Source organism: Agrococcus versicolor (assembly GCF_039531815.1).
In the GTDB taxonomy this organism is placed as follows: Bacteria; Actinomycetota; Actinomycetes; order Actinomycetales; family Microbacteriaceae; genus Agrococcus; species Agrococcus versicolor.
The window spans coordinates 605,667-629,444 of record NZ_BAAAQT010000006.1 but is presented as its reverse complement, the minus strand read 5'-3'; the positions used below and the strand labels follow the sequence as shown (position 1 = coordinate 629,444).

The window sequence follows — 23,778 nt, the reverse complement described above, 5'->3', positions numbered from 1 at the left end:
GCGACCGCATGACCGCCGCATCGCTCCCGCCCGAGGGGCTCCCCGGGCTCGACGCGCGGTGGAGCCGCGTCGTGCGCGTGCCCGGCCGCGGCATCGACGAGGGCATGACGCGCGGCTGGCACTGCCTCGACACCGCCGCGGTGCTCGAGGAGGCCGGCGCCGAGATCGTGGGCACGATCCTCGCCGTGCACGGCAACCCCACCTGGTCGTACCTGTGGCGTCACGTCGCGGCCGCGACCGTGCGAGCCGCCGAGGCCGGGGCGCCCGCATGGCGGGTCGTCGCCGTCGACCAGCTGGAGATGGGCTGGTCCGAGCGCACCGGGCTGCACCGGCCGCTGACGCAGCGCGTCGCCGACCTGGCAGCCCTCACCGACGCCATCCGCCTCGACGGCCCCGTCGTCACCCTCGGGCACGACTGGGGCGGCGTCGTGTCGATGTCGTGGGCTGTCGACCACCCCGAGTCGCTCGCCGGCGTCATGCTGCTGAACACGGCCATCCATCACCCCGAGGGCGTGCCGATCCCTGCGCCGCTGCGCCTCGCCGGCGCACGCGGCATGCTCGCGGCCTCGACCGTCGGCACCACGGCCTTCCTCGACACGACGCTCGCCCTCGCGACGCCGGCGCTCGAGCCCGCCGTGCGCGCCGCCTATCGCGCCCCCTACGACTCGGCGGCACGCCGCGGGGGCATCGGCGGCTTCGTCGCCGACATCCCCGTCGACGCCCGTCATGAGAGCCACGCCGAGCTCGCGCGCATCGCCGACGGCATCGCCCGGCTCGACGTGCCCGCGCTCATGCTGTGGGGTCCGCGCGACCCGATCTTCTCCGACCGCTACCTCGACGACCTCGTCGACCGGCTGCCGCACGCCGACGTGCACCGCTTCGAGGGCGCGAGCCATCTCGTCGCGGAGGATCGGCCGATCGCGGAGGCGATCGTGGCGTGGCTCGCGGACGGGGCCGTCGGCTCGGGCGGGGCGGGCTCGGATGCTGCCGCGCCGGATGCCGCACCGCACGGCGGCGCGCGCTCGCGAGCCTCGCCGGTCGCGACCGACGCGACGCACGCGACCGACGCCTTCACGCCGATCTGGCACGGCCTCGACGCGCGTCGCGACGACGACGCGATCGCCGTGATCGACATGGCCGGCGGCGACGGCCGCCCGCCCCGCGAGGTCTCCTGGCGCATGCTCGACGACCGCGTGCGACGCATCGCCGCGGGCCTGTCGAGCATGGGCGTGCAGCGCGGCGACCGCGTGTCGCTGCTCGTGCCGCCCGGACCGACGCTCACCGCCGCCCTCTACGCGTGCCTGCGCATCGGCGCCGTCGTCGTCGTGGCGGATGCCGGTCTCGGCGTCCGCGGGCTCACGCGTGCCGTGCGCGGCGCGTGGCCCGACGTCGTGATCGGAGAGGTCCCGGGCCTCGCGGCGGCTCGAGCGCTCGGCTGGCCCGGCCTCCGCGTCTCCGCCCGCCGCCTGCCCGCGGCGGCTGCCGCGGCGCTCGGCGTCGCATGCTCGCTCGGCGACGTCGCGGCCCTCGGCGCCGACGCGCCGCTGCCGGCCGCACCCGGCCCGGACGACGAGGCCGCGATCCTCTTCACCTCCGGGTCGACGGGGCCCGCGAAGGGCGTCGTCTACCGCCACCGGCAGCTGTCGGCGCTGCGCGACGTGCTCGCCGAGCACTTCGCCATCACGCGCGACACCGGCCTCGTCACGGGCTTCGCCCCGTTCGCGCTGCTCGGCCCCGCCCTCGGCACGCGCTCGGCGACGCCCGACATGGACGTGTCGTCGCCGCGCACGCTCACGGCCCGGGCGGTCGCAGCGGCCGTGCGCGCATCCGAGGGCAGCATCGTCTTCCTCTCCCCCGCCGCGATCCTCAACGTCGTCGCGACCGCGGGCGCGCTCACGGATGCGGACCGCGCCGACCTCGCGACCGTCCGCACCTTCCTCTCCACGGGGGCGCCGGTGTCGCCCGAGCTGCTCGCCTCCGCGCTCGCGCTCATGCCGAACGCGACGCCCCACACGCCCTACGGCATGACCGAGTGCCTCCTCGTCACCGACGTGACGCTCGACGGCATCCTCGCCGCGGCGACGCAGCCCGACGCGGGCGTGTGCGTGGGCACGCCCATCGGCGCGAACCGCGTGCTCGTGAGCGCGCTCGACGCCGACGGGGTCGCCTCGGGTGCACCGAGCGACGAGCCCGGCGTGCTCGGCGAGATCGTCGTCTCGGCGCCGCACCTCAAGCAGGGCTACGACCGCCTCGCGCTCACCGACCGCGCCGCCGAGCGCGCGACGCCGCTCGCCCCGCTCCCCACCCACCCGCTCCCTGAGGAGGGAGCGCAGCCCGACCCCCCGCTCCCTGAGGAGGAAGCGCAGCGACCGTCTCGAAGGGCCCGCTGGCACCGCACCGGCGACGTCGGCCATCTCGACGCGCAGGGTCGCCTGTGGGTCGAGGGACGCCTGCCGCACGTGCTCGTGACCGCCGACGGCCCCGTGGCGCCCGTGGGGGCCGAGCAGGACGTCGAGCGCGTGCCCGCCGTGCGCCGCGCCGCCGTCGTGGGCGTCGGGCCGCAGGGCCTCCAGCAGGCCGTCGCCGTCGTCGAGGTGCACGAGGGTGTGACGCGCGCCGGTCTCGCCGAGGCCGCGCTCGCCGCCGACGTCCGTGCTGCGACGGCGCAGCCGATCGTCGCGGTGCTCGCCGTGCCATCGCTGCCGACGGACATCCGCCACAACTCGAAGATCGACCGCACGCGCCTGTCCGCGTGGGCCGACCGGCTGCTCGCCGGCGAGCGGGTGGGCGCGCCGTGATCGTGCTCGTCACGGGCGCGTCCGGATTCCTCGGCCGGGCGGTGGCGACCGAGCTCGTCGCGAGCGGCCACGAGGTGCGCACGCTGCAGCGGCGACCCTCGGGCGTCGCCGGCGCCACCGACGTCCTCGGCACGGTGACGGACGCGGGCGCGGTCGCACGCGCGGTCGACGGCGTCGAGGGCGTCGTGCACCTCGCGGCGAAGGTGTCGCTCGCCGGCGACCCGGCGGAGTTCCGAGCCGTGAACGTCGAGGGCACGCGCACGCTGCTCGACGCGGCACGGGATGCCGGCGCGACGCGCTTCGTGCAGGTGTCGTCGCCGTCGGTCGCGCACGCGGGATCTGCGCTCGTCGGCGTCGGCGCCGAGCCGGCATCGCCCGAGCACGCGCGCGGCGACTACGCGCGCACGAAGGCCGAGGCCGAGCTGCTCGCCCTCTCGCGCGACGCGGCCTCGTTCGCCGTCGTCGCGATCCGCCCGCACCTCGTGTGGGGTCCGGGCGACGCGCAGCTCACCGAGCGCATCGTCGACCGCGCCCGCCGCGGCAGGCTGCCGCTGCTCAACGGCGGCACGGCGCTCATCGACTCGACCTACGTCGACAACGCCGCCACGGGCATCGCCGCCGCGCTGCGCCGTGCCGAGACCGCCCACGGTCGCGCGTTCGTGCTCACCAGCGGCGAGCCGCGACCCGTCGGCGACCTCATGGCGGGCATCTGCATCGCCGCCGGGGTGACGCCGCCGCGCTGGAGCATCCCCGCCGGTCTCGGTCGAGCGGCAGGATCGCTCGTGGAGCGCGTCTGGGCCGTGCGGCCAGGAGTCGACGAGCCGCCGATGACGCGATTCCTCGCCGAGCAGCTCTCGACGGCCCACTGGTTCGACCAGCGCCCCATCCGCGAGGCGCTGGACTGGACGCCGTCGGTGACGCTCGACGAGGGGCTGCGGAGGCTCGCGGCGGCATACGTGCGCTGAGCGCCGCGCACGCCCTCCTGGGTGAGAGGATCGGCGCGGCGAGCCTGCGGCACGCGCCCCCGTAGCCCAATGGCAGAGGCAGGCGACTTAAAATCGCTCGAGTGTCGGTTCGAGTCCGACCGGGGGCACGACGCCGCTCCGCGACGCCGTGCACGCCGGTGCGCGGCTCGCTCACCCTCGCACGGGGCAGCCCGCCCCCTCCGCCCGACCCCGCCTGGATGCCGGGAGTCGCGGTCTCAGCCGTCCGACCCCGGCCGCGCCGTCCTCTGGCGCCATGATCGGGTGTCGTCGGCTCCGAGCCAGGCATTGCGTCTTTGTTGACGTCTTCGGGCGCTGACGCCGGCGAGCGCTCGACGGCGCATACCGTGACGCCCATGACCGCACTGCTGCGTCGCCTCGCCCTCTGCGCATCCATCGTCCTGCTCGCGGCCGTCGGCCTCGCGACGTCCGCCGCGCCCGCGCAGGCAGCCACCACGACCTTCACGTACACGGTGTCGCCCTCGGATCCCGTGGCCTCGCGCGTCGGAGGGTCCGCGACCCCGTGCGCGCTGCCGGCGGTCGGCGTCGACGTGCACCACTCGACGGCCCTCGTGACGGTCGACGTGTCGGGCGGCTACCTCGGCTCCGACCTCTACCTCAGCGGCGGCGACGGGCTCATCGCCTTCTACGACGCGCCGTTCGACCCGGCGGATCCGACGGCGGGCTGCGTGGGATCGATCGACGACGCGAGCTTCGGCACCGCGGTCATGCTCGAGGCGGGCACGACGTACGTCCTCTTCCAGTCGACCTACTACGCGGGGTCGACGGGCGAGTTCGGCTTCGAGATCACCGGACCCGGCACCCTCTCCGTCGTGAGCGCCGCTGCCGCGCCGACCTCGACGACCGTGACCTCCGACGCCGGCACGGTGACGCTGCCAACTGCCGCGGTGCTCACCGCGACCGTCACCGGCACCTCGCCGACCGGCACGGTCGAGTTCCGCGACGGCTCGTCCTCGCTCGGAACAGCGCCCGTGGTCGCAGGCGTCGCGACGCTGTCGGCCGTCCTGCCGCCCGGCGTGCGGAGCATCACGGCGAGCTACGCCGGCGACGCCGGCAACGCACCGTCGACCTCGCCGCCGTACCTGCAGACCGTGCTTCCGGGGTCGACCGCGACGACGGTGTCCGTCACGTCGGAGGCGAACCCGGTCACGGCCCCGGCGGCCACGGTGCTGACCGCGACCGTCAGCGGCGCCTCCCCGACCGGCACGGTCGAGCTCTTCGACGGCACCACGTCCCTCGGCATCGCAGACGTGGTCGACGGCGTCGCCTCGTCGTCGGTCGCGCTGCAACCCGGCGTGCACAGCATCACGGCGAGCTACGCCGGCGACGCCGCGAACGCCCCGTCGACCTCGCCGCCCTACCTGCAGACCGTCCTGGCAGCCCTCGCCCCCTCGACGACCTCCATCGCCTCGGGCGCGAACCCGATCACGACCCCGGCGGCGACGGTGCTGACCGTGACCGTCGCCGGCGACTCGCCCACCGGCACGGTCGAGGTCCTCGACGGCACGATCCCGCTGGGCACCGTCGCCCTCGTCGACGGCAGCGCGACGCTCTCGGTGACGCTGCCGGTCGGCTCGCACGCGATCACGGCGGTCTACCCGGGCGACGACCGGAACGCGGCGTCGACCTCCGCGACCCTCGTGCAGGTGGTGTCGGCGGCTGCGGCGCCGACCGAGCCCACGACCGAGGCGCCGACGCCCGGGGCGCCGGCACCCGGGTCACTGGCACCCGGGTCGCCCGCACCCCAGGCGTCTGCCGTGCCGACGCCCGGGGCGGCCGCGCCGACTCCGCGCACGCCGACCGCGCCTGTCGTCCGCGGATCCTCCGTCGCGACGCTGCCGGCGACGGGTGCGGATCCGGTGCCTCCCGGAGCGCTCGGGCTGCTGCTGCTCGCCGCAGGTGGTGCGTGCGTGCTCGTCCGGTCACGCCGGCGCGCGTCCAGCACCGCGTAGGGCTGCGCGGCGGCCCCGTCCATGCCGAGCCTCGCTGCGATGCGAGCCATGGCCTCCGCCGAGACTCGTCGGCTACCGTGCAGACAGGGCCGGACGGCCCACCGCAACGAGACGGAGCGAAGCCATGCAGGCAATCATCGACGGTGTCGTCGTCGCCGACGCACCCACGGAGGACCTCGTCAGCATCGAGGGCAACCACTACTTCCCGCCGTCGTCGCTCGACGCAGCGGCGTTCAGCGACAGCGACACGCCCTACACGTGCCCGTGGAAGGGCGTCGCGCAGTACCACGACGTCGCCGCCGGCGGCACGACGCACCACGACGCCGCGTGGAGCTACCCCGAGCCCTACCCCGCATCCTTCGACCGGGTCGGCTCGGACTACAGCGGCTACGTCGCGTTCGACAAGCGGCAGGTCACGTTCGCCTGAGCGAGCGCGACCCTCGTCCGACCGCGTCGTACGCGCCCGGACACGACGAAGCCCCGATGCGATCCGCATCGGGGCTTCTGCCGTCGCCGATGACGCGCCTCCCCGCCGGGCAGCCGGCGACCACGCACGGATCCGACCAGCGACCCATCCGCGAGGCGCTCGACCGGACGTGCGTCGCGTCGCTCGACCAGGGCCCGGCGCAGCTCGCGGCGTCGGACGCGCGCCGGAGGGCTCCGCTGGACGGCGCTACAGCCCCAGCCGGCGCAGGCGGAGCCGCGCCATGTCCTGCGCGCGGGGGCCGGAGCCCAGGGCGCGCTCGGCCACGCGGAGGATGACGCGGGTCGCCGTCCGCACCGGCAACCACGAGCGACGCAGACCGAGCATGCGTCGCACGCGCGGCGGGAGGGTCGCGACGGCTGCGGCGAACAGCACGCGGTAGGCGAGACCCATGAGCCCGGGGAACGGAGGCTTCCGCAGGAAGCGCACGACGTCGTCGACGCGCTCGTCGCGGCGCAGCTCGCCACGGTCGAAGAAGCCGTCGATCTCCGCGCGCAGCGCGGCCTCCGTGACGGGCGGGGCGGTCACGCGCATCAGGCGCCCGGCGGTGGCCCAGTCCGCGACGTACGCGTCGGCGCCGCCGGGGATCGGGCGCCCGTACGCCTGGTGGCTCCGCAGGAACGCGTCGGTGAAGGCGAGGTGCACCCATCGCACGAGGTCGGGCGCGTCGGCGCTGTAGGGGCGCTCGGCGCCGTCGCCCGCGACGTACTCGCCCCGCACGCGTCCGTGGTAGCGGCCGACCCGGGCGGTCTCGGCATCCGACTGCGTCCTCGACCCGTAGGTGAGGGTGATGACCCAGCGGACGGTGCCCGTCAGGCGCGCGATCGGCTCCTCGCGGTAGCGCGACCAGTCGTGCACGCCGGCGAGGGCGCCAGGATGGAGCGCCTGCAGGAGCAGCGCGCGGATGCCGGCGACCAGCGTGCCCATCCCGGCGTGGACGGTCCACGCCGGACCGTCCTCGACGAAGTACCCCGCGTCGTCGCCGTCCGCGATCGCTCGGACGTAGGGCGCCATGCCGGTCGGGTCGCCCGCGAGGGCCGTGAGCAGTCGGCCGCGGATCCGCATCAGGAAGGGAGGAGCCGAGTCGGACGTCACTCCCCCAGCCTGCCACCGCGGCGGCCGGCGGGCCCGGCGGCGGACGGGGCCTGATGACGCTCTGCGCGATCAGGCGCCGGCGGTCGCACACGACGACAGAGGCCCCACCCGAGTGGAAGTCGGATGGGGCCTCTCGCCGTGTGGCTCCTGGGGACGTCGCCCCGAGGACCATGTGGTCGGGCTGACAGGATTTGAACCTGCGACCCCTTGACCCCCAGTCAAGTGCGCTACCAAGCTGCGCCACAGCCCGTGGCTGGCACGACCTCGCGGTCGAGCCTTGGAGAGTCTAGCCGCTTCCACGCCTCGTGCGTGACACGCATCCGCTCAGGCGGTGCGCTCGCGGAGCGTCGCGAGGAGGCCGGGCCAGGCGGCGGCGAACGACGGGTGCAGCTCGAGCGCATCCATCTCGTCGATCGGCACCCAGCGCAGGGCATCCGACTCCGCATCGCCGATGATCGGCTCGAACCGACGCGTGGCGCGGGCGACGATGGTCGTGTACGTCCACACGTCGAGGTCGAGCACGTGGTCGAAGATCGTCTCGATCGCGTCGCGCGGCACGGACGCCTCCTCGGCTGCCTCGCGCAGCGCGCCGTCGAACGCGCTCTCGCCGAAGCGCCGCGCGCCGCCAGGCAGCCCCCACGTGCCGCCGTGGTGACCCCATGCGGCGCGGAGCTGCAGCAGGACGGCGTCATCGTCGGGCCACCACGCGAGGAGTCCGGCAGCCCCCGCGAGCCCCCAGACGCGGCGGCCACCGGGCAGCTGCACCCAGTCGTCGGCGGGATCGCGCAGATGGCGCGGCGGCATGGGCGGGCGATCGGGCATCCCTCGACGCTACCGCCCGGGCGTGCGCGTCGGAGGGGGTGGCGTCGAGTGGTCACGTTCTGTGCTCGTGCGGCGTGCGCGTTGGCGTCTCACGCCGCACCCGTCCTGACTGGTCACGTTCTGCGGACCGAGGGCGCGAGCGGTCACGATCTTCGCGGCGCCGCGATCGATTGGTCCAGATCTGGACCCCTCGCCCGTCGAACGGTCCAGAACTGGACCTCTCGGTCGCACGATGCGACCAGTCGACGCGGGACGCGACCAGTCGACGCACGACGCGACCAGTCGACGCAGGACGCGACCAGTCGGCGCAGAACGCGACCAGTCGGCGCAGAACGCGACCAGTCGACGCAGAACGTGACCGGCGGAGACTCTCAGCGCTCCGTCGCGCTTCGCACGAACGCAGCGAGGTCGGCCGCCTGCTGCACGCGGGACGGCTCGTGCACGTACATCATGTGGCCGGCCTCGTAGTAGCGGCGCTCGATGTTCGACCGCAGGGCCTCGGGGATGCGCAGGTGCGCGAGGTCGTCCTCGGCGCAGCCGAACGGCGTCGCGCCGTCGTAGTAGCCGAACGCCACGTGCACCTTCAGGTGCGGGTTCTGCCGCATCGCGCGCGACAGGCGATCCGTCACCGTCACCGAGCGGTTCTCGAACTCCTTGTACGACCACTCCTGGTTCACGCCCGGACCGAAGACGTGGAACGGGGAGGCGTCCTCGACGCCAAGCTCGGCGCGCAGGTAGTGCTGGAACGCCGCCGAGTACGGGCCGAGGATGGCGTCGATCGACGGATCCGCATCCATGTGCTCCGCGATCCCCGATGCCGCGAACCCCGTGAATCGGGAGTCGATGCGACCCACCGTGAGCCCCTCGTCGCGCCGCAGCTCGCCGAACCAGCGCCAGTGCTCCATGCGCAGGTCCGAGCGCGAGACGTAGTCCTCGGAGACGCCCGTGAGCCGTGCGAGCTCCGACACCGCCGCCGCCCGCTCCTCCGCCGACAGGCGCGCGCCGCGCGCGAGCACGTACGGATAGTCGCGCTCGGCGTACGCCTCGGCCTCGGCGACGACCTCCTGCAGCGTGCGCCCGGGGTGCTTGCCGTGGAAGTGGGCCGTCGCGGCGTAGAACGACAGGAAGCGCGGATATGCGGCATCCGACCCGGGCTCGAAGTCGTGCACGCCGAAGTTCAGCACCGCCGAGATGAGCATGAGGCCGTTGAGGTACATGCCGGAGCCCTGCAGGTGCTCGGCGAGCGCCGACGCGCGCGTCGTGCCGTACGACTCCCCCGCGAGCAGCTTCGGCGACAGCCAGCGCCCCTCGGCCGTGACCCACTGGCGGATGATCTCGCCCACCGACTCGACGTCGGCGGTGAAGCCGTGGAAGTCCTTCGCCGAGCCGCCCTCGACCACGCGCGACTTGCCCGTCGACACCGGGTCGATGAGGACGAGGTCGGAGACGTGGAGGATCGTGTCGACGTTGTCGGCGATGCCGTACGGCGGCGCGTGCAGGTCGCCCGCGTCGCCCATGACGACGCGTCGCGGCCCGAGCACGCCCATGTGCAGCCAGACGCTCGCCGAGCCCGGTCCGCCGTTGAACGCGAACGTCACCGGCCGCGTGAGCGGGTCGGCGCCGTCGAGCGTGTAGGTCGTCACGCCCACCTGCGCCGTCGCGACGCGACCCTTCGAGACGCCGCCCTCGACCCTGTCCTCGTAGAGGACGACGCGACCGGCCTTCGCCGTGTACGCGAGGTCGCCGCTCGGCGTCGACAGCACGTGCTGCGTCGTCACGAGCTCGTCGACGGCCTTCGGCGGAGCCGCCTCGGTCGTGGGTGCGGATGCTGCGGGCTTCGGGGTGTCGGCTGCGTCGCTCATCCCCATCGACCCTACTCGCGCCCGTGGGCGACGTGCGGGTCGCGCGAGGCGACCCGAGCCGGTCCGGCGCAGCGGCGTCGGGCGACGGCGTGGGCGCCTACGCCGCGCTCGGGCGAGCGTCGACCAGGTCGCCGATCGTCCATCGCCGGATGGGCTGCGGCGCCGCCGCCGCGAGCACGCCCCACGCATCGGCGGCGACCTCGATCGCCGTGACCCACGTGCCGGCCGCCTCGCGCACCTCGGTCGCGGCCACGGGCCGCCATGCACCGGGATCGAGCACCCCGGCACCGGTCGGCCAGCCGCCGGGCACCTCGACGTCGGAGATGCGCAGTCGTGCCGGCGCGTCGCGCAGCCCGAGCCCGGCCGCCTTCAGCACCGCCTCCTTCTCCGCCCAGATGCGGATGCGCGGCGAGATCCCCGCATCGCCGGCGGGCAGCCCGCCGCGCTCGTGGGGATGGAGGACGTAGTCGTCGAAGCCGGCCCAGAGCTCGTCGGGCACGACCTCGACGTCGACGCCGACGACGGCCTCCCGCTCGCCGACCGCGATCAGGACGTGGTCGCCCGACGTCGACGTCGAGACCGACAGGCCCGCCACGCTCGGCTGCCCGTGCTGGGCACCGCAGCGCGAGCAGGCACGGTCGATCGCGACGCCGGCGGCCGAGGAGAGCGGCCGACCGGCGCGCGCCGCGAGCAGCAGTCGCAGCGCGGCGCGGCCGGCGAGCGTGCGGCGCGCATCCTCCGGGCGCACCTTCGCATCCGCGGCGGCGAGGTCGCCCGCGTCGACGAGGGCGCGCGCGCCCGCCGCTCCACGTTCGACGTGCGCCAGCCGGTCGGCGAGCGCATGCACGTCGTCGACGGAGGCGGCGAGCACGTCGATCATCGGCGGCTGATGCGGCGGTACTGCGTCACGGCGATCGGCGCGAACACGGCGATGATCGCCACGCAGCACAGGAACGCGTAGAGCAGCGCGTTGTCGGCGGGCCAGCCGCCCGCCGTCGCGAATCCCGCCGGGGCGTCGTTGCCGAAGCCCTGCCGCACGGCCGTCGCGACCGCGGTCACGGGGTTCCACTCGGCGATGACCCGCAGCGGCCCGGGCAGCATGTCCGCCGAGACGAACGCGCCCGAGATGAAGCACACGGGGAAGAGCCACAGCAGGCCGAGGCTCTGCGCGACCTCGACGCTGCGCGCCGTCATGGCGATGAACGCGCCGATCCACGAGATCGCGAACGCGTACAGCAGCAGCAGCCCGAACACGACGACGATCTGCAGGACGTTCGACTCGAGCCGCCAGCCGATCGCGAAGCCGCACGCGACGATGACGAGGATCGAGATGATGCTCGTCACGAGGTCGGAGGTCGTCCGCCCCAGGATGACGCCGACACGCGACATCGGCAGCGCCCGGAAGCGGTCGATGAGGCCCGTCTGCAGGTCCTTCGCGAGGTACACGGCCGTGAACGACGAGTTGAAGGTCAGGGTCTGCGCCAGGATGCCGCCGATGAGGAACTGGCGGTAGTCGTCGCCGCCGAGCGCCCCGCCGAACACGAAGGCGAGGATCAGCACGAAGATGATGGGTTGCGCGACGCCGGTGACGAGTGCACCAGGGGTCCTGCGGACGCCGACGATGTTGCGGCGCGCGATGATGCCGCCGTCGCGGATGGCTCCTGCGATGCTCACGCGCGCACCTCCTGGGGATCGCGGGCGTCGGCGGCCTCGGCCGCGTCCGCCTCCTCGGTGGCCGGGAGGCCCGTGAGCCTGAGGAAGACCTCGTCGAGCGTCGGCTGCCGCAGCGCCGCCTCGGAGACCGGCACCTGCGCGCGGCCGAGCGCGTGCAGGACGTCGAGCAGCGCGTCGCTGCCCTCGGGCGCGGCGCCGGTGAGGCGGCGCGAGCGCGCGTCCACCTCGGCGTCGCGACCGGTCGCGCGCACGGCCGCGATCGCGGCATCCGTGTCGGCCCCGGGCGCGAGCACGACGTCGATGCGCGCACCGCCCGCCTGCGCCTTCAGCTCGGTGGCCGTGCCCTCGGCGATGATGCGTCCCGCGTCGATGACCGCGATCGCGTCGGCGAGCTGGTCGGCCTCCTCGAGGTACTGCGTCGTGAGCAGCACCGTGGTGCCGCCGGAGGCGAGCGACTCGATCGCGTCCCACGTGTCGCGGCGGCCGCGCGGGTCGAGACCCGTCGTCGGCTCGTCGAGGATCACGACGGGCGGGCGGGCGACGATTGCGCCGGCGAGGTCGAGCCTGCGCCGCATGCCGCCCGAGTACGCGCCTGCGCGCTTCGTCTCCGCGACGTCGTCGAGCCGGAAGTCGCGCAGCAGCTCGCGGGCGCGCGCCTTCGCGTCGCGTCGACGCATGCCGTACAGCTCGCCGACCATCGTGAGGTTCTCGAACCCCGTCAGCTTCTCGTCCACCGCCGCGTACTGACCGGAGACGCCCAGGCGCCGACGCACCTCGTGCCCAGCCGTGATCGCGGAGTGGCCCGCGACGATCGCCTCGCCCGCATCCGGGTCGAGCAGGGTCGTCAGCACGCGCACCGTCGTGGTCTTGCCTGCGCCGTTCGGCCCGAGCAGCCCCTGCACGGAGCCCTCGGGCACCTCGAGGTCGACGCCGGCGAGCGCCTGATGGTCGCCGAATCGCTTGGTGATGCCCTGGATCGAGATCACGAGGCGACGCGGTCGCTCTCGACGCGCGGGGTGATGTCGAGCCAGTGCTGCGACACGTACGCGAGGCTGTCGGCCTTCGAGGCGGGACCGAACACGGCCACCCACCCCTGGGGCACGTCTGCGAACTCGGGCCACAGCGAGTGCTGGCCGGCCTCGTTCACGAGCACCCGGAAAGTGCCGTCCTGGTCGTCGAATGGGTTCGTCATCGTCGCTCCTCGTTCACGTCGGTGTCGTCGTCCTCGGTCGTCGGGGGTCGTTCGGAGCCCTTCCGGAGATGGTTCGAAGTCGAAGGAGCCTCACCCTCCTGGGCGTGTCGCGGCGCCGCGAGGAGCCGGTCGAGCACGGGCGCGACGTCGTCGAGCGCGCGATCGGACAGCATGTCCTGGTGCCGCGCCCCGACGGCGCTGCTCGTGACGCCGGCCGTCGCGAACGGCATCCACGCGACCGGCGCCGGGCGGGTCTCGGGCACCTGCTCGGTGGCCTCGAACACGTGCATCCCGCCCTCCACGACGGGCACGGGGGCGGCGTCGAGCAGCTCGCCGAGCCGCAGGAAGCGTCGCACCATGCGCTCGACGGCCTCGGCGGGCACGTCGGCGAGCGGGCTCCCCGCCTCGTCGAGCAGCGCGAGCACGCGGTGCACGTCGAGCGCGCCCTCGGGCGGCACGACGCCGTTCGCGTCGAGGAAGCCGCGCCACATGTCGTCCGGATCCGCGACGCCGTCGAGCGCCGAGCCCTCGGTCGGGTAGGCGTCGAGCACCGCGAGCACGGCCACGTCGTCGCCCTCGGCCTGCAGGCGGGCCGCGAGGTGATGCGCGAGCCGCCCGCCGAAGGAGAAGCCCACCAGGTGGTACGGCCCGCGGGGCTGCTCGGCGCGGATCGCCGCGACGTAGACGTCGAGCAGCTCGTCGAACGATGCGGCGGTCGGCGGCTCGACCTCGTCGGGCGCGATGCCGGGCATCTGCACGCCGAGGATCGGCCTGCGGGTCTGCAGGCGCGACACGAGCGACGCGAACTTCCACGCCACCCCGCTCGCGGGATGCACGGCGAAGACCGGCTCGCCCTCCCCCTCTCGCCGCAGCGGGAGGATGGTGCGCAGGCTCTCGGAGACGTCGCCGCCGCCCGAGGTCGCGAGCGCCGCGAGGCCCGCGACGGTGGGCGCCTGGAAGAGCGCCTGCACGGGCAGGCTCGCCCCGAGCGCCGCGTTGATGGACTGGATGGTCGGCTGGGCGACGAAGGAGTGCCCGCCGAGCGCGAAGAACGAGTCGTCGGCGCGCACGTCGTCCACGCCGAGCGTCTCGGCGAAGGCCGCGGCGACCGCGAGCTCGGCCGCTCCCTCGGGGGCTCGTCCGTCGCCGCCGCCCACGCGCAGCTCGGGCAGCGCGCGCGCATCGACCTTGCCGTTCGGCGTGCGCGGCACGGCGTCGAGCGCGACGACGCCCACGGGCAGCATGTAGTCGGGCAGGCGTCCGCGCAGCCGGTCGACGAGGGTCGACGCGAGCGCATCGGCGTCCGTGCCGGCATCCGCGACGATCCAGGCGCCGAGGGCGGCGCCGCGAGCGGTGTCGATCGCGCGCACGACGGCCTCCGCGACGCCGTCGACGTCGCGCAGCAGCGCCTCGACCTCGCCGGGCTCCACCCGGTGCCCGCGGATCTTCACCTGTCCGTCGCTGCGCCCGAGCGAGACGACGCTCGGCCGCTCCCCCGGCTCGGCGTCGCGCACGACGACGAGGTCGCCCGTGCGGTACATCCGCGTGCCGTCGGCGGCGAACGGGTCGGCGACGAAGCGCTCGGCGGTCGTGTCCGCACGACCCGCGTAGCCGTGGGCGAGCTGCCCGCCGGCGAGCCACAGCTCGCCGACGCTGCCGACGGGCGCGGGCCGCAGCCGACCGTCGAGCACGTAGCCGACGGTCGCGACGGTCGTGGCGCCCAGCTCGGGCGTCTCGGCGTCGGCGACGCGCGCGACCATGGAGTCGACGCCCACCTCGGTGGGGCCGTACAGGTTCCAGGCGTCGACGGCGGGCCGGTCGCGCAGCCAGCGCCACAGCCCGGCGTCGAGCGCCTCGCCGCCGAGCAGCATCGCGAAGGGTGCAGAGGCGTCGCGCGCGTCGAGGACGTCGGCGAGCCGCGTCTGGGCCGCGAGCGCCGCGACGTAGCTCGGGGTCGTCTCCCACGCATCGATGCCGCGCTCGTCGAGCAGCGCGACGAGCGCCTGCGGGTCGCGGCGCGTCGCGTCGTCGACCACGTGGACCTCGTGGCCCGCGGCGAGCCAGACGATCGGATCCATCGCGGCGTCGAAGCCGACTCCCGTCGTGTGGGCGAGGCGCATCCGTCGCCCACCCGCGTCGGGCAGCAGCGTCGACCGGTGGCTCGCGAGGAGGTTCGCGAGCGCCAGGTGGGGCACCTGCACCGCCTTGGGCTCGCCCGTGGTCCCCGAGGTGAAGATGAGGTACGCGGCCGCGTCGAGCGGCACGGCGACGCGCGACGCGGGAGCGGCGTCGACGAGCCCGTCGATGCGCACGACGCGGCCCGCGTCGATCCCCGCGTCCGCTGCCGCTGCGGCGGTCGGCGCATCGTCGCCGTCGGCGTGCACGACGAGGCGCGCGGCGGCGGTGCCGAGCATCGAGACGACCCGCTCGTGCGGGAGCTCCGCGTCGACGGGCGATGCGACGGCACCCGCGTGCCAGACGGCGAGCAGCGCGGCGATCGTGTCGGCCGAGCGCGGCAGGCGCACGGCGACGACGTCGCCGGGCGTCACGCCGGCGGCGGCGAGCCCTCCCGCGATGCGGGCGACGCGCTCGGCGAGCGCCGCGGCGTGGAGCGTCGCGTCCGGTGCGACGATCGCGGTCGCGTCCGGGCGAGCGGCGGTCGACGCGGCGAGCGCGTCGAGCAGCGCGACGGGCGCGGCGTCGGCGGCCGGCCATCCGGCGAGCCGGTCGGCGCTCTGCGCCACCGGCACGTCTCGCAGCGGCTGCTGGGGAGCCTGCGCGGCGGCGGCGAGGAAGGCGATCCACCGGTCGACGAGCCCGCGCGCGGCGAGGTCGCCGAACATGGCGGCGTCGTGCTCGAGCACGCCCTCGACGTCGCCGCTCGGCTGCGGTCGCAGCGTGAACGACAGGTCGACCTTGGCGGCGCCGGTCGTGTCGGGCTCCATGGGGGTCGTCGAGACGCCCGGCAGCTCGAGCGCGACGCCCGTGGGCTCCTCGACCGAGAGCATCGTCTGGAACAGCGGGTGCCTGCCGAGGCGGCGCTCGGGTGCCATCGCCTCGACGATGCGCTCGAACGGCACCGACTCGTGCTCGATCGCGTGCAGCGTCGCGGTGCGCGCCCGGGCGATCGCCTCGGCGAGGCTCGGGGCGTCCGAGAGGTCGAGCCGCAGCGGCAGCGTGTTGACGAAGAAGCCGACGAGCTCGGCGACGTCGGGATCCGTGCGACCCGCCGACGGCGAGCCGATCACGACGTCGTCGCCGGCGCCGATGCGGTGCAGGTAGCCGGCGAGGCCCGCGAGCCACGCGTGGAACCCGCTCGCCCGCGCCTGGCCGGCCGCGGCCTGCACGGCGGTGGCGACGGCCGCGGGGATCGTGAAGCGCACCTGCCGAGCGGCACGCGAGGCCGTCTCGGGCCTGCGGCCGTCGGCGGGCAGCTCGAGCTCGTCCGGGATGCCGGCCAGGCGCGTCGTCCACGCCGCCAGCGAGGCGTCGTGCCTGCCGCCGTCGGCGTCCTCGAGCGCCCGCTGCATGCGCGCGAAGTCCGCGTACTGCACGGCGAGCGGACGCTGCGCGCGGGCGGTGCCGCCCGTGCGGGCCGCATAGGCGGTGGCGACGTCGCGTGCGAGCGGCGCGAGCGATGCGCCGTCGGTGGCGACGTGGTGGATGACGAGGTCGAGCCGCCACCGACGGTCGCCCACCGCGACGAGCGCGGCGCGCACCGGCTGGTCGACGACGAGGTCGAAGCCCGCGGCGGTGTCGATCGCCTCGGTGCCGAGGATGCCCGTGCGTGGCGCGTGGATGCGCTGCACCGGTCGTCCGTCGACCTCGGGGTAGGTCGTGCGCAGCACCTCGTGGCGAGCGACCAGGTCGTCGATCGCATGGCCGAGCGCCGGGACGTCGAGGTCGCCCTCGATCGTCGCCTGCAGCACGACGGCGTACTCCGCCGACGCCGGGTCGAGCCGGTTGAGGAACCACAGCCGCGCCTGGTTGGGCGACAGCGGCAGCGGCTCGCCGTCGACGCGCGGGTGCTCGGCGGCCCAGGCGCGCAGCGCGGGCGCCTCGTCCGCACGCTCCTGCGCCGGGCCTGCGCCGCCGCCGGCGCCGATCGCGGCGAGCATGCCCGCGGGCGTCGGAGCGTCGAAGACCGTGCGCAGCGGCAGCGTCGCGCCGAGCTCGTCGCGGATGCGGCCCATGAGCGACACCGCGAGCAGCGAGTGCCCGCCGAGCGCGAAGAAGTCGTCGTCGAGGCCGACGTCGCGCACGGAGAGCACGTCGCCGACGATGCGGCACATCGCGCGCTCGTCGTCCGTCTCCGGCTCGCGGGAGCCGCCCGAGGCCGTCGGCTCGGGCAGCGCGGCGAGGTCGACCTTGCCGTTGGGGGTGAGCGGGATCGCGTCGACGACCGCGATGGCCGCGGGCACCATGTGCTCGGGCAGCTCGGCGGCGGCCGTGCGGCGCACGGCGTCGGCATCGACGTCGCCGGCGACCCACGCGACGAGCCGTGCGGACTCGGCGGTGCCGACGACGCGTGCGACGGCCGCGCGCACGCCGGGGGCGCGCTCGAGCGAGCGCGCGACGTCGCCCACCTCGATGCGATAGCCGCGCAGCTTGACCTGGTCGTCGTCGCGGCGCAGGAACTCGAGCTCGCCGGTGACGCGGCGGCGCACGACGTCGCCCGTGCGGTACATGCGCGTGCCGTCGCCGGACGGATCGGCGACGAAGCGCCCGGCCGTCTCGGCGCTGCGCCCGCGGTAGCCGTGCGCGAGGGTCGCGCCCGACAGGTAGAGCTCTCCCTCGACGCCGTGCGGCACCGGCTGCAGCAGGCGGTCGAGCACGCGCGCGGTGACGGTGGCGACGGGCGCGCCGATCGTGACGGCGCCCGGGAGGATGCGTGCGACGACGGCGTCGACGGTCGCCTCGCTCGGGCCGTACAGGTTCCAGCCCTCGACCGCGTCGGCGCTCGCCAGCGCATCCCAGAGGGACTGCGGCACGGCCTCGCCGCCCAGCGCGACCGTGAGGGGCGTCGCGCGCTCGGCGATCGCGTCGAGCAGGCCGACCGCGACGAGCTGCTGCGCGTAGGAGGGGGTGGTCTCGAGCACGTCGACCTCGCGCTCGGCGATCGTGCGCACGACGGCCTCGGCATCGGTGCGCGTCGCGTCGCTCGCGACCTCGAGGGTCGTGCCGGCGACGAGCCAGAGGATCGGGTCCCACGCGGCGTCGAAGCCGAGGCCCGAGAGGTGGAGCATGCGGGGTGCGCGGGCGAGGCGGGCGCGCACGGGGCCGATCATCGCGTCCTCGTGCTGCGCGAGCACGGTCGCGAGCGCACCGTGCGCCACCTGCACGCCCTTGGGCGCACCGGTCGTGCCGGAGGTGTAGACGAGGTAGGCGGCGTCGGCCGCCACGGGCGCGGTCGGCGACGGCGCCTCGGACCCGGCCGCCTCGACGTCGCGGGTGGCGACCACCGGCGGAGGCGCTGCGAGGTCGGAGGCCTCGACGATGCGCGACGCGCGGTCGGCGTCCTCGGCGACGATGAGCGTCGCCTCGGCGCCGACGAGGATCTGCCCGATGCGGGCGTCGGGGTAGGCGACGTCGATCGGCACCGCGACGGCGCCGGCACGCAGCGCGCCGAGCACGACGACGATGGCGTCCGAGGATCGCGGCAGCGCGATCGCGACCCGATCGCCGCAGGCAACGCCCGATGCCGCGAGGCCCGCGGCGACGCGATCCACGCGCGCGCCGAGCTGCGCGAAGGTCGTCGTGCCGGCGGCGTCGACGAGCGCGTCGACGTCCGGCCGCGCCGCGATCGTCGCCTGCAGGCGGTCGAGCACGGTGCCCGAGACCACGAGCGGACGACCGGCGGCCTGCTCCTCGAGGACGCGCCGCGTGGCGTCGTCGACGGCGGGGATGTCGGAGACGCGGCGATCCGGCGACGCGACGAAGCTCGCGAGCACGCGGTCGAGCGCGTCGCGCATCCGCTCCGCCGTCGCGGCGTCGAAGAGCGCGCGGTCGTAGCCGAGCGTCGCCACGAGAGGGCCGTCGTCGCCCTCGGGGGTCGACACGTCGATCAGCAGGTCCGCCTTCACGCCGGCGCTCGTGACCTGCCCGGGCACCGTCACGGCGACGTCGCCGAGGTCGAGGGACGCCGGCTCGGTGCTCTGGAGCGTGAGCAGCACCTGGAACAGCGGCGGCCGGTCGGCGACGCGCGCCGGCCGTAGCGCGTCGACGACGGCGTCGAACGGCACGTCCTGGTGCGCGTACGCCTCGGTGTTGCTCGTGCGCACGCGCTCGAGCAGCTCCTCGAGCGTCGGATCGCCCGCAAGCGACGTGCGTAGCACGACCGTGTTGACGAAGAAGCCGACGAGGTCGTCGAGCTGCGGGTCGGTGCGACCGGCGACGGGCGTCCCGACGACGACGTCCTCCCCCGCACCCTGCTGCTCGAGCATCGCCGCGACGGCGGCGTGCAGCACGATGAACAGGCTCGTGCGATGGTCGCTCGCGAGCTCGCGCACCGCCGCGTGGCGGTCGGCGTCGAGCGAGAGCGCGACCTCGCCGACGCCCTGCTGCGCGGGATCGCTCGCGTCCGCGGCCCCTCGGGCGCGGTCGCGCGGCAGGGAGATCTCCTCCGGTGCGCCCGCGAGCGCGCGGCGCCAGTGCGCGAGCTGCGTCGAGAGCTCGCTGTCCGGGTCGTCCGCCGACCCCAGGTGCTCGCGCTGCCACAGCGCGAAGTCGGCGTAGTCGACGGCGAGCGGCGACCAGCCGGGCTCGCTGCCCGCGGCGCGTGCGACGTACGCGGTGCCGAGGTCGCGGGCGAAGGGCGCGAGCGACCAGCCATCGGACGCGATGTGGTGCATCGTCGCGACGAGCACGTGCCGCTCGTCGGCGACGCGCAGGAGCACGGCGCGCAGCGGCGTCTCGGCCGTGACGTCGAACGGGCGCGTGGCCTCCTGCCGCACGACGGCGTCGACGCGGTCGGCAGGCACGTCGATCGCCGTGAAGGGCGGCGCGGCGTCGGGGCCGTCGAGGATGCGCTGCACGGGCTCGCCGTCGACCATCGGCACGATGGTGCGCAGGGGCTCGTGGCGCTCGACGACGTCGACGAACGCCGCACGGAGGGCGGCGACGTCGAGCGGGCCGTCGAGGTGCAGCACGACGGGGATGTCGTACGCGGCCGAGTCGGGCTCGAGCCGGTTGAGGAACCACAGCCTGCGCTGCGCGAGCGACACGGGCAGCGGATCGGGCCGCGTCGCGCGCGAGAGGCGCGACGGGCGCGCCTCGAGGCCGACGTCGCCGGCCCGCTCCGCCAGCGCGGCCACCGTCGGGCGCTCGAAGACGTCGCGCACGGTGATCTGCCGGTCGAGCCGCTCGGAGAGCGCGGCCGCGAGGCGGGTCGCGAGCAGCGAGTGCCCGCCCGCGGCGAAGAAGTCCTCGTCGATGCCGACGGCGCCGAGGTCGAGCACCTCGGCGAAGGCCTCGGCGACGATGCGCTGGGTCGTCGTGCGGGGCTGCTGCGCCGGGTCGGCGCTCGAGCGCTCGGGCGTCGGCAGCGCACGGCGGTCGAGCTTGCCGTTCGGGGTCATGGGGAGGTCGCTGAGCGCCATGATCGTCGAGGGCACCATGTAGTCGGGCACGCCGCCGCGCATCGACTCGCGCACCGCGGCGCCGAGCCCGTCGAGGTCCCCGTCGGCCGTGACGTAGCCGACGATCCTCGCCGTCGCGCCCTCGCCCTGCACGACGGCGGCGGCGCGCGTGACGCGGTCCTGCCTGCGCATCGCCGCCTCGACCTCGTCGAGCTCGACGCGGTAGCCGCGGATCTTCACCTGGTCGTCGATGCGGCCGACGAAGCGCAGCGAGCCGTCGCGCCGCCTGCGCACGACGTCGCCCGTGCGGTACATGCGCGAGCCGTCGTCCGAGAACGGGTCGGCGACGAAGCGCTCGGCGCTGAGGTCCGGCCGTCCGACGTAGCCGAGCGCGACGTTCGCGCCGGCGAGGTACAGCTCCCCGACGGCGCGATCGGGCACGGGGGCGAGGCTCGCGTCGAGGATGTAGTGGCGGGCGTTGCGCACCGACGAGCCGATGTGCGGCTGCATGCCGGGCTCGATGACCGCGATGAGGCTGTCGACCGTCGTCTCGGTCGGTCCGTAGAGGTTCACGGCGTGGATGTCGTCGCGCGCCGCGAGCGCGTCCCACAGCGCGGGGCCGACGGCCTCGCCGCCGAGCGCGATCTCCGTGGGATGCCTGGGCGCGTCGAGCATCCCGACCGCGAGCAGCGCCTCGGCGAAGGACGGGGTCGTCTCGATCGCATCGATGCGGTGGTCGGCGAGCAGTCGCACGAGGCGCGCCGGGTCGCGACGGGCGTCGTCGTCGATCATGTGCAGCTCGTGGCCGGCGAAGAGCCACAGCAGCGGATCCCACGCCGCGTCGAACGAGAGGCCCGCGGTGTGCGCGACGCGCACGGGGCGGCCGAGCCGCGCGGCGGCGGGCTCGAACATCTCGGCGCGATGCTGCTGGAACAGGTTGCGCAGCGCGATCCGGTCGACGCCGACGCCCTTCGGCCGGCCGGTGCTGCCGGAGGTGAAGACGACGTAGGCGAGGTCGGAGTCGGCGGCGATCGGCAACCCGGCGGGATCGACGGGCTCGCGCCGCCACGACGTGGTGTCGGCGTCGATCGCGAGGGTCGGCACCGCCCAGTCGGCGCCCGCGGCGCGGTCGCGCTCGAGCTGCCCCGTGCTCGTGAGCAGCAGCACGGGGGCCGCGTCCTCGACCATGCCCACGACGCGGTCGATCGGGTACTCGGGGTCGAGGGGCACGTACGCGCCACCCGCGCGCAGCACGGCGAGCACGAGCATCGGCAGTGCGGCGCTCCGCTCGATGCGCACGGCGACGCGAGCGCCCGGCCCCACGCCCTGCGCGACGAGATGGCGCGCGAGGCGCGTCGCATCCGCGTCGAGCATCGAGAACGTCGCCATGCCGTCTGCCGCGACGACCGCCGGCTCGTGCGGACGTCGCGCGACGGCGCTCGCGAACGCCTCCAGCACCGTCTCTGCCGCGATGCCGACCTGCGCGCCGGCGCCCTGGGCGAGCAGGCCGGTCGCCTCGTCGGCGGCGAGGATCGACGCGTCCGAGACGACGAGCCCCGGGTCGTCGAGCGCGTCGTCGAGGAGCGCGAGCAGCCGCGTCGCATGCTCGCGCAGGCTGTCCTCGCCGTGCACGTCGGCGTCGCCCTCGAGCTGCAGGACGGCGTCCGCCGCGTCGCTCTCGAGCCCGGACAGGACGATCGACAGGTCGTGGACCGGGCCGGTCGACAGGATGCGCACCTCGCCCGTCGCGTCGCCGAAGCGCAGCGCGTCGATGACGGGGAGCAGGTTGATGGAGGGGCCGGCGAACGTCGGCGCACCGGCGATGCGGTCGACGCGGAAGCGCTGGTGGCGCACGGCGCCGCGCACGACGTCGCCCGCGTGCGCGACGACGTCGGCGACGGTCGCGGTCGGCGCGACGTCGACGCGCAGCGGCAGGATCGCCGAGAGCATCGACGGCGTCGTCTTCGCGACGGCGCCGCGCCTGGCCGTGACGGGGAGCCCCACCGAGACGCGGGTCTCGCCGGTCACCTTCGCCATGTAGAGCGAGACGACCGCGACCACGGTCTTCGGCAGGTCGCGACCGAGGGCCGCGAGGCGCGCGATCCTCGGCGCCTCGAGGGGCACCGAGATCCGGACGACGCGAGAGGCGACGCCGCCGGTGGGGCCCTCGAGCCCCTCGACGACGGCGTCGTCGGCGAGCGCCTCGGTCCAGTAGGCCTCGTCGACGGCCCGCTGGTCGGACGCCTCGTACGCGTCGATCGACGCGTGCAGCTCGGCGAGCGACGGCAGCGGCGACGGTATGCGAGCCGCGACGCGCGCCACGACGCCGTCGACGAGCCCGAGCATCCGCCCGCGTGGCGTCACGCGAGCGAGGCGCGAGTAGACGCCGGCGAGGTAGCGCAGCGCCACGACGGCCCCGTACCCGTCGAGCAGGATGTGGTGCACCCGCTGGAAGAAGAGGGAGCGGTCGCCGGGGAGCACGAAGAGGATGGCGCCGAAGAGCTCGTCGCCCGTGAGGTCGCGAGGCGTCGCCATCTCGCGGTCCATGCGCGCGCGGGCCTGCGCGAACGCGGCCTCCGCCTCGACGGCGCGCAGGTCGACGACCTCCAGGAGGTCGGCCGTCGGGCTCGGCGGCGACGACACGGCGTACGGTCCGTCGCCGTCCTCGCGCAGGCGGAGGCTCACGGCCTCGAGGTCGGCGGCGATCTTCGCGACGGCGATGCGCATGAGCCGCGGCTCGATGCGGCCGCGCAGGTCGAGGTACTGCCCGATCTGGTACGTCGGGTTGTCGACGTCGAGCTGCTGGGCGTACCAGATGCCGCGCTGCGCGTCGGTGAGCGGGATGCGTCGTGCGCCTGCGTCGTGCGCTGTCGTGGTGGTCATGCGTGGCGCTCCTCATGCCGAGACCCCGCGCATCGCGCGGGGCCTCGTGCTCCTGCTGGTCCGGTCGGTCGAGGCGCTGCGGCCTACTGGAACTGGCCGATCTGCAGGAAGTTGAGGATGCCGCCGACGTCGACGAGCGGACCCTCGACGAGGGGACCCTCGATGAGCGCCCCCTGGGCGGTCGGGGTCGTGCCCGTCACGACGGACGAGGTGGGCTCGGCCGCCATCGCCGCGGGGCCGCCGATGGCGAGGCCGCCGATCGCGAGGGCTGCCGTGGCTGCCGCTGCGCTCAGGGTGCGAGTCGTCTTCTGCATGGGATCCTCCCCGTCGGTCCGTGTGCCCCGGTCGGGGCATGGACTGGTCGTTCGGGACGACCGGCGACGGGGTTTGGATCGCGCACGAGCCCGGGCGTTGCGAATCCTGAGCGTGGTTCAG

13 protein-coding genes and 2 tRNA genes are annotated in these 23,778 nt (G+C 75.0%); 5 read left to right on the top strand and 10 right to left on the bottom strand.

Translation table 11 applies throughout. The features are described from left to right. The first annotated feature begins 8 nt into the window (after positions 1 to 8). From ABD249_RS11295 to ABD249_RS11275, 5 genes are all read left to right on the top strand, one after another. The gene (locus tag ABD249_RS11295; RefSeq protein ID WP_344343572.1) at positions 9 to 2,798 is read left to right on the top strand and encodes an alpha/beta fold hydrolase; all 2,790 of its coding nucleotides are present in this window, start codon (positions 9 to 11) and stop codon (positions 2,796 to 2,798) included. Further along, the gene (locus ABD249_RS11290) at positions 2,795 to 3,763 is read left to right on the top strand and encodes an NAD-dependent epimerase/dehydratase family protein (protein WP_344343571.1); all 969 of its coding nucleotides are present in this window, start codon (positions 2,795 to 2,797) and stop codon (positions 3,761 to 3,763) included. The genes ABD249_RS11295 and ABD249_RS11290 overlap by 4 nt, the downstream gene beginning before the upstream one ends. 55 nt (positions 3,764 to 3,818) lie before the next feature. After that, positions 3,819 to 3,891, top strand: a tRNA-Leu gene (locus ABD249_RS11285). A 246-nt stretch (positions 3,892 to 4,137) separates the two neighbouring features. Continuing rightward, positions 4,138 to 5,754 (top strand): Ig-like domain-containing protein, encoded by a 1,617-nt coding sequence (locus ABD249_RS11280; protein WP_344343570.1) that lies wholly within the window; start codon positions 4,138 to 4,140, stop codon positions 5,752 to 5,754. 124 nt (positions 5,755 to 5,878) lie between these two features. Continuing rightward, a complete protein-coding gene (locus ABD249_RS11275; RefSeq protein ID WP_344343569.1) occupies positions 5,879 to 6,181 on the top strand; it encodes a DUF427 domain-containing protein in 303 nt (100 codons plus the stop codon). A 246-nt stretch (positions 6,182 to 6,427) separates the two neighbouring features. Here the strand turns inward: ABD249_RS11275 and ABD249_RS11270 are convergent, their stop codons facing one another. The 10 genes from ABD249_RS11270 to ABD249_RS11225 all read right to left on the bottom strand — a co-directional run bounded on the left by ABD249_RS11270 (position 6,428) and on the right by ABD249_RS11225 (position 23,657). After that, positions 6,428 to 7,303, bottom strand: coding sequence for an oxygenase MpaB family protein (locus ABD249_RS11270; protein WP_425546329.1), 876 nt, complete (start codon positions 7,301 to 7,303; stop codon positions 6,428 to 6,430). Between the two features lie 203 nt (positions 7,304 to 7,506). Beyond that, a tRNA-Pro gene (locus ABD249_RS11265) sits at positions 7,507 to 7,583 on the bottom strand. Positions 7,584 to 7,657: 74 nt separating this feature from the next. Beyond that, complete coding sequence (locus ABD249_RS11260; RefSeq protein ID WP_344343565.1) at positions 7,658 to 8,155, bottom strand: NUDIX domain-containing protein; 498 nt, start codon at positions 8,153 to 8,155, stop codon at positions 7,658 to 7,660. Positions 8,156 to 8,526: 371 nt separating this feature from the next. Beyond that, on the bottom strand, positions 8,527 to 10,017 hold the full coding sequence (locus ABD249_RS11255; protein WP_344343563.1) for a S10 family peptidase: 1,491 nt from the start codon (positions 10,015 to 10,017) through the stop codon (positions 8,527 to 8,529). A 97-nt stretch (positions 10,018 to 10,114) separates the two neighbouring features. Next, on the bottom strand, positions 10,115 to 10,897 hold the full coding sequence (locus tag ABD249_RS11250) for a 4'-phosphopantetheinyl transferase superfamily protein (protein WP_344343561.1): 783 nt from the start codon (positions 10,895 to 10,897) through the stop codon (positions 10,115 to 10,117). After that, positions 10,894 to 11,691 (bottom strand): ABC transporter permease, encoded by a 798-nt coding sequence (locus ABD249_RS11245; protein WP_344343559.1) that lies wholly within the window; start codon positions 11,689 to 11,691, stop codon positions 10,894 to 10,896. The genes ABD249_RS11250 and ABD249_RS11245 overlap by 4 nt, the downstream gene beginning before the upstream one ends. After that, on the bottom strand, positions 11,688 to 12,677 hold the full coding sequence (locus tag ABD249_RS11240; RefSeq protein WP_344343557.1) for an ATP-binding cassette domain-containing protein: 990 nt from the start codon (positions 12,675 to 12,677) through the stop codon (positions 11,688 to 11,690). The genes ABD249_RS11245 and ABD249_RS11240 overlap by 4 nt, the downstream gene beginning before the upstream one ends. Further along, positions 12,674 to 12,883: an MbtH family protein gene (locus tag ABD249_RS11235; RefSeq protein WP_344343555.1), complete on the bottom strand. Its 210-nt coding sequence runs from the start codon at positions 12,881 to 12,883 to the stop codon at positions 12,674 to 12,676. Before ABD249_RS11235 ends, ABD249_RS11240 begins: the two co-directional genes overlap by 4 nt. Then, a complete protein-coding gene (locus ABD249_RS11230; protein WP_344343553.1) occupies positions 12,880 to 23,343 on the bottom strand; it encodes an amino acid adenylation domain-containing protein in 10,464 nt (3,487 codons plus the stop codon). Before ABD249_RS11230 ends, ABD249_RS11235 begins: the two co-directional genes overlap by 4 nt. Positions 23,344 to 23,426: 83 nt before the next feature. Beyond that, positions 23,427 to 23,657 carry a hypothetical protein gene (locus ABD249_RS11225; RefSeq protein WP_344343551.1) on the bottom strand — a complete coding sequence of 77 codons (231 nt, stop codon included), beginning with the start codon at positions 23,655 to 23,657 and terminating at the stop codon, positions 23,427 to 23,429. Positions 23,658 to 23,778 lie beyond the last annotated feature (121 nt).

What these genes read in the sequence shown, in the direction of transcription:
- ABD249_RS11295 (WP_344343572.1), top strand. Translation starts at nt 9, where the DNA reads ATGACCGCCGCATCGCTCCCGCCCGAGGGGCTCCCCGGGCTCGACGCG.
- ABD249_RS11280 (WP_344343570.1), top strand. Translation starts at nt 4,138, where the DNA reads ATGACCGCACTGCTGCGTCGCCTCGCCCTCTGCGCATCCATCGTCCTG.
- ABD249_RS11275 (WP_344343569.1), top strand. Translation starts at nt 5,879, where the DNA reads ATGCAGGCAATCATCGACGGTGTCGTCGTCGCCGACGCACCCACGGAG.
- ABD249_RS11270 (WP_425546329.1), bottom strand. Translation starts at nt 7,303, where the DNA reads ATGCGGATCCGCGGCCGACTGCTCACGGCCCTCGCGGGCGACCCGACC.
- ABD249_RS11260 (WP_344343565.1), bottom strand. Translation starts at nt 8,155, where the DNA reads ATGCCCGATCGCCCGCCCATGCCGCCGCGCCATCTGCGCGATCCCGCC.
- ABD249_RS11255 (WP_344343563.1), bottom strand. Translation starts at nt 10,017, where the DNA reads ATGAGCGACGCAGCCGACACCCCGAAGCCCGCAGCATCCGCACCCACG.
- ABD249_RS11250 (WP_344343561.1), bottom strand. Translation starts at nt 10,897, where the DNA reads ATGATCGACGTGCTCGCCGCCTCCGTCGACGACGTGCATGCGCTCGCC.
- ABD249_RS11235 (WP_344343555.1), bottom strand. Translation starts at nt 12,883, where the DNA reads ATGACGAACCCATTCGACGACCAGGACGGCACTTTCCGGGTGCTCGTG.
- ABD249_RS11230 (WP_344343553.1), bottom strand. Translation starts at nt 23,343, where the DNA reads ATGACCACCACGACAGCGCACGACGCAGGCGCACGACGCATCCCGCTC.
- ABD249_RS11225 (WP_344343551.1), bottom strand. Translation starts at nt 23,657, where the DNA reads ATGCAGAAGACGACTCGCACCCTGAGCGCAGCGGCAGCCACGGCAGCC.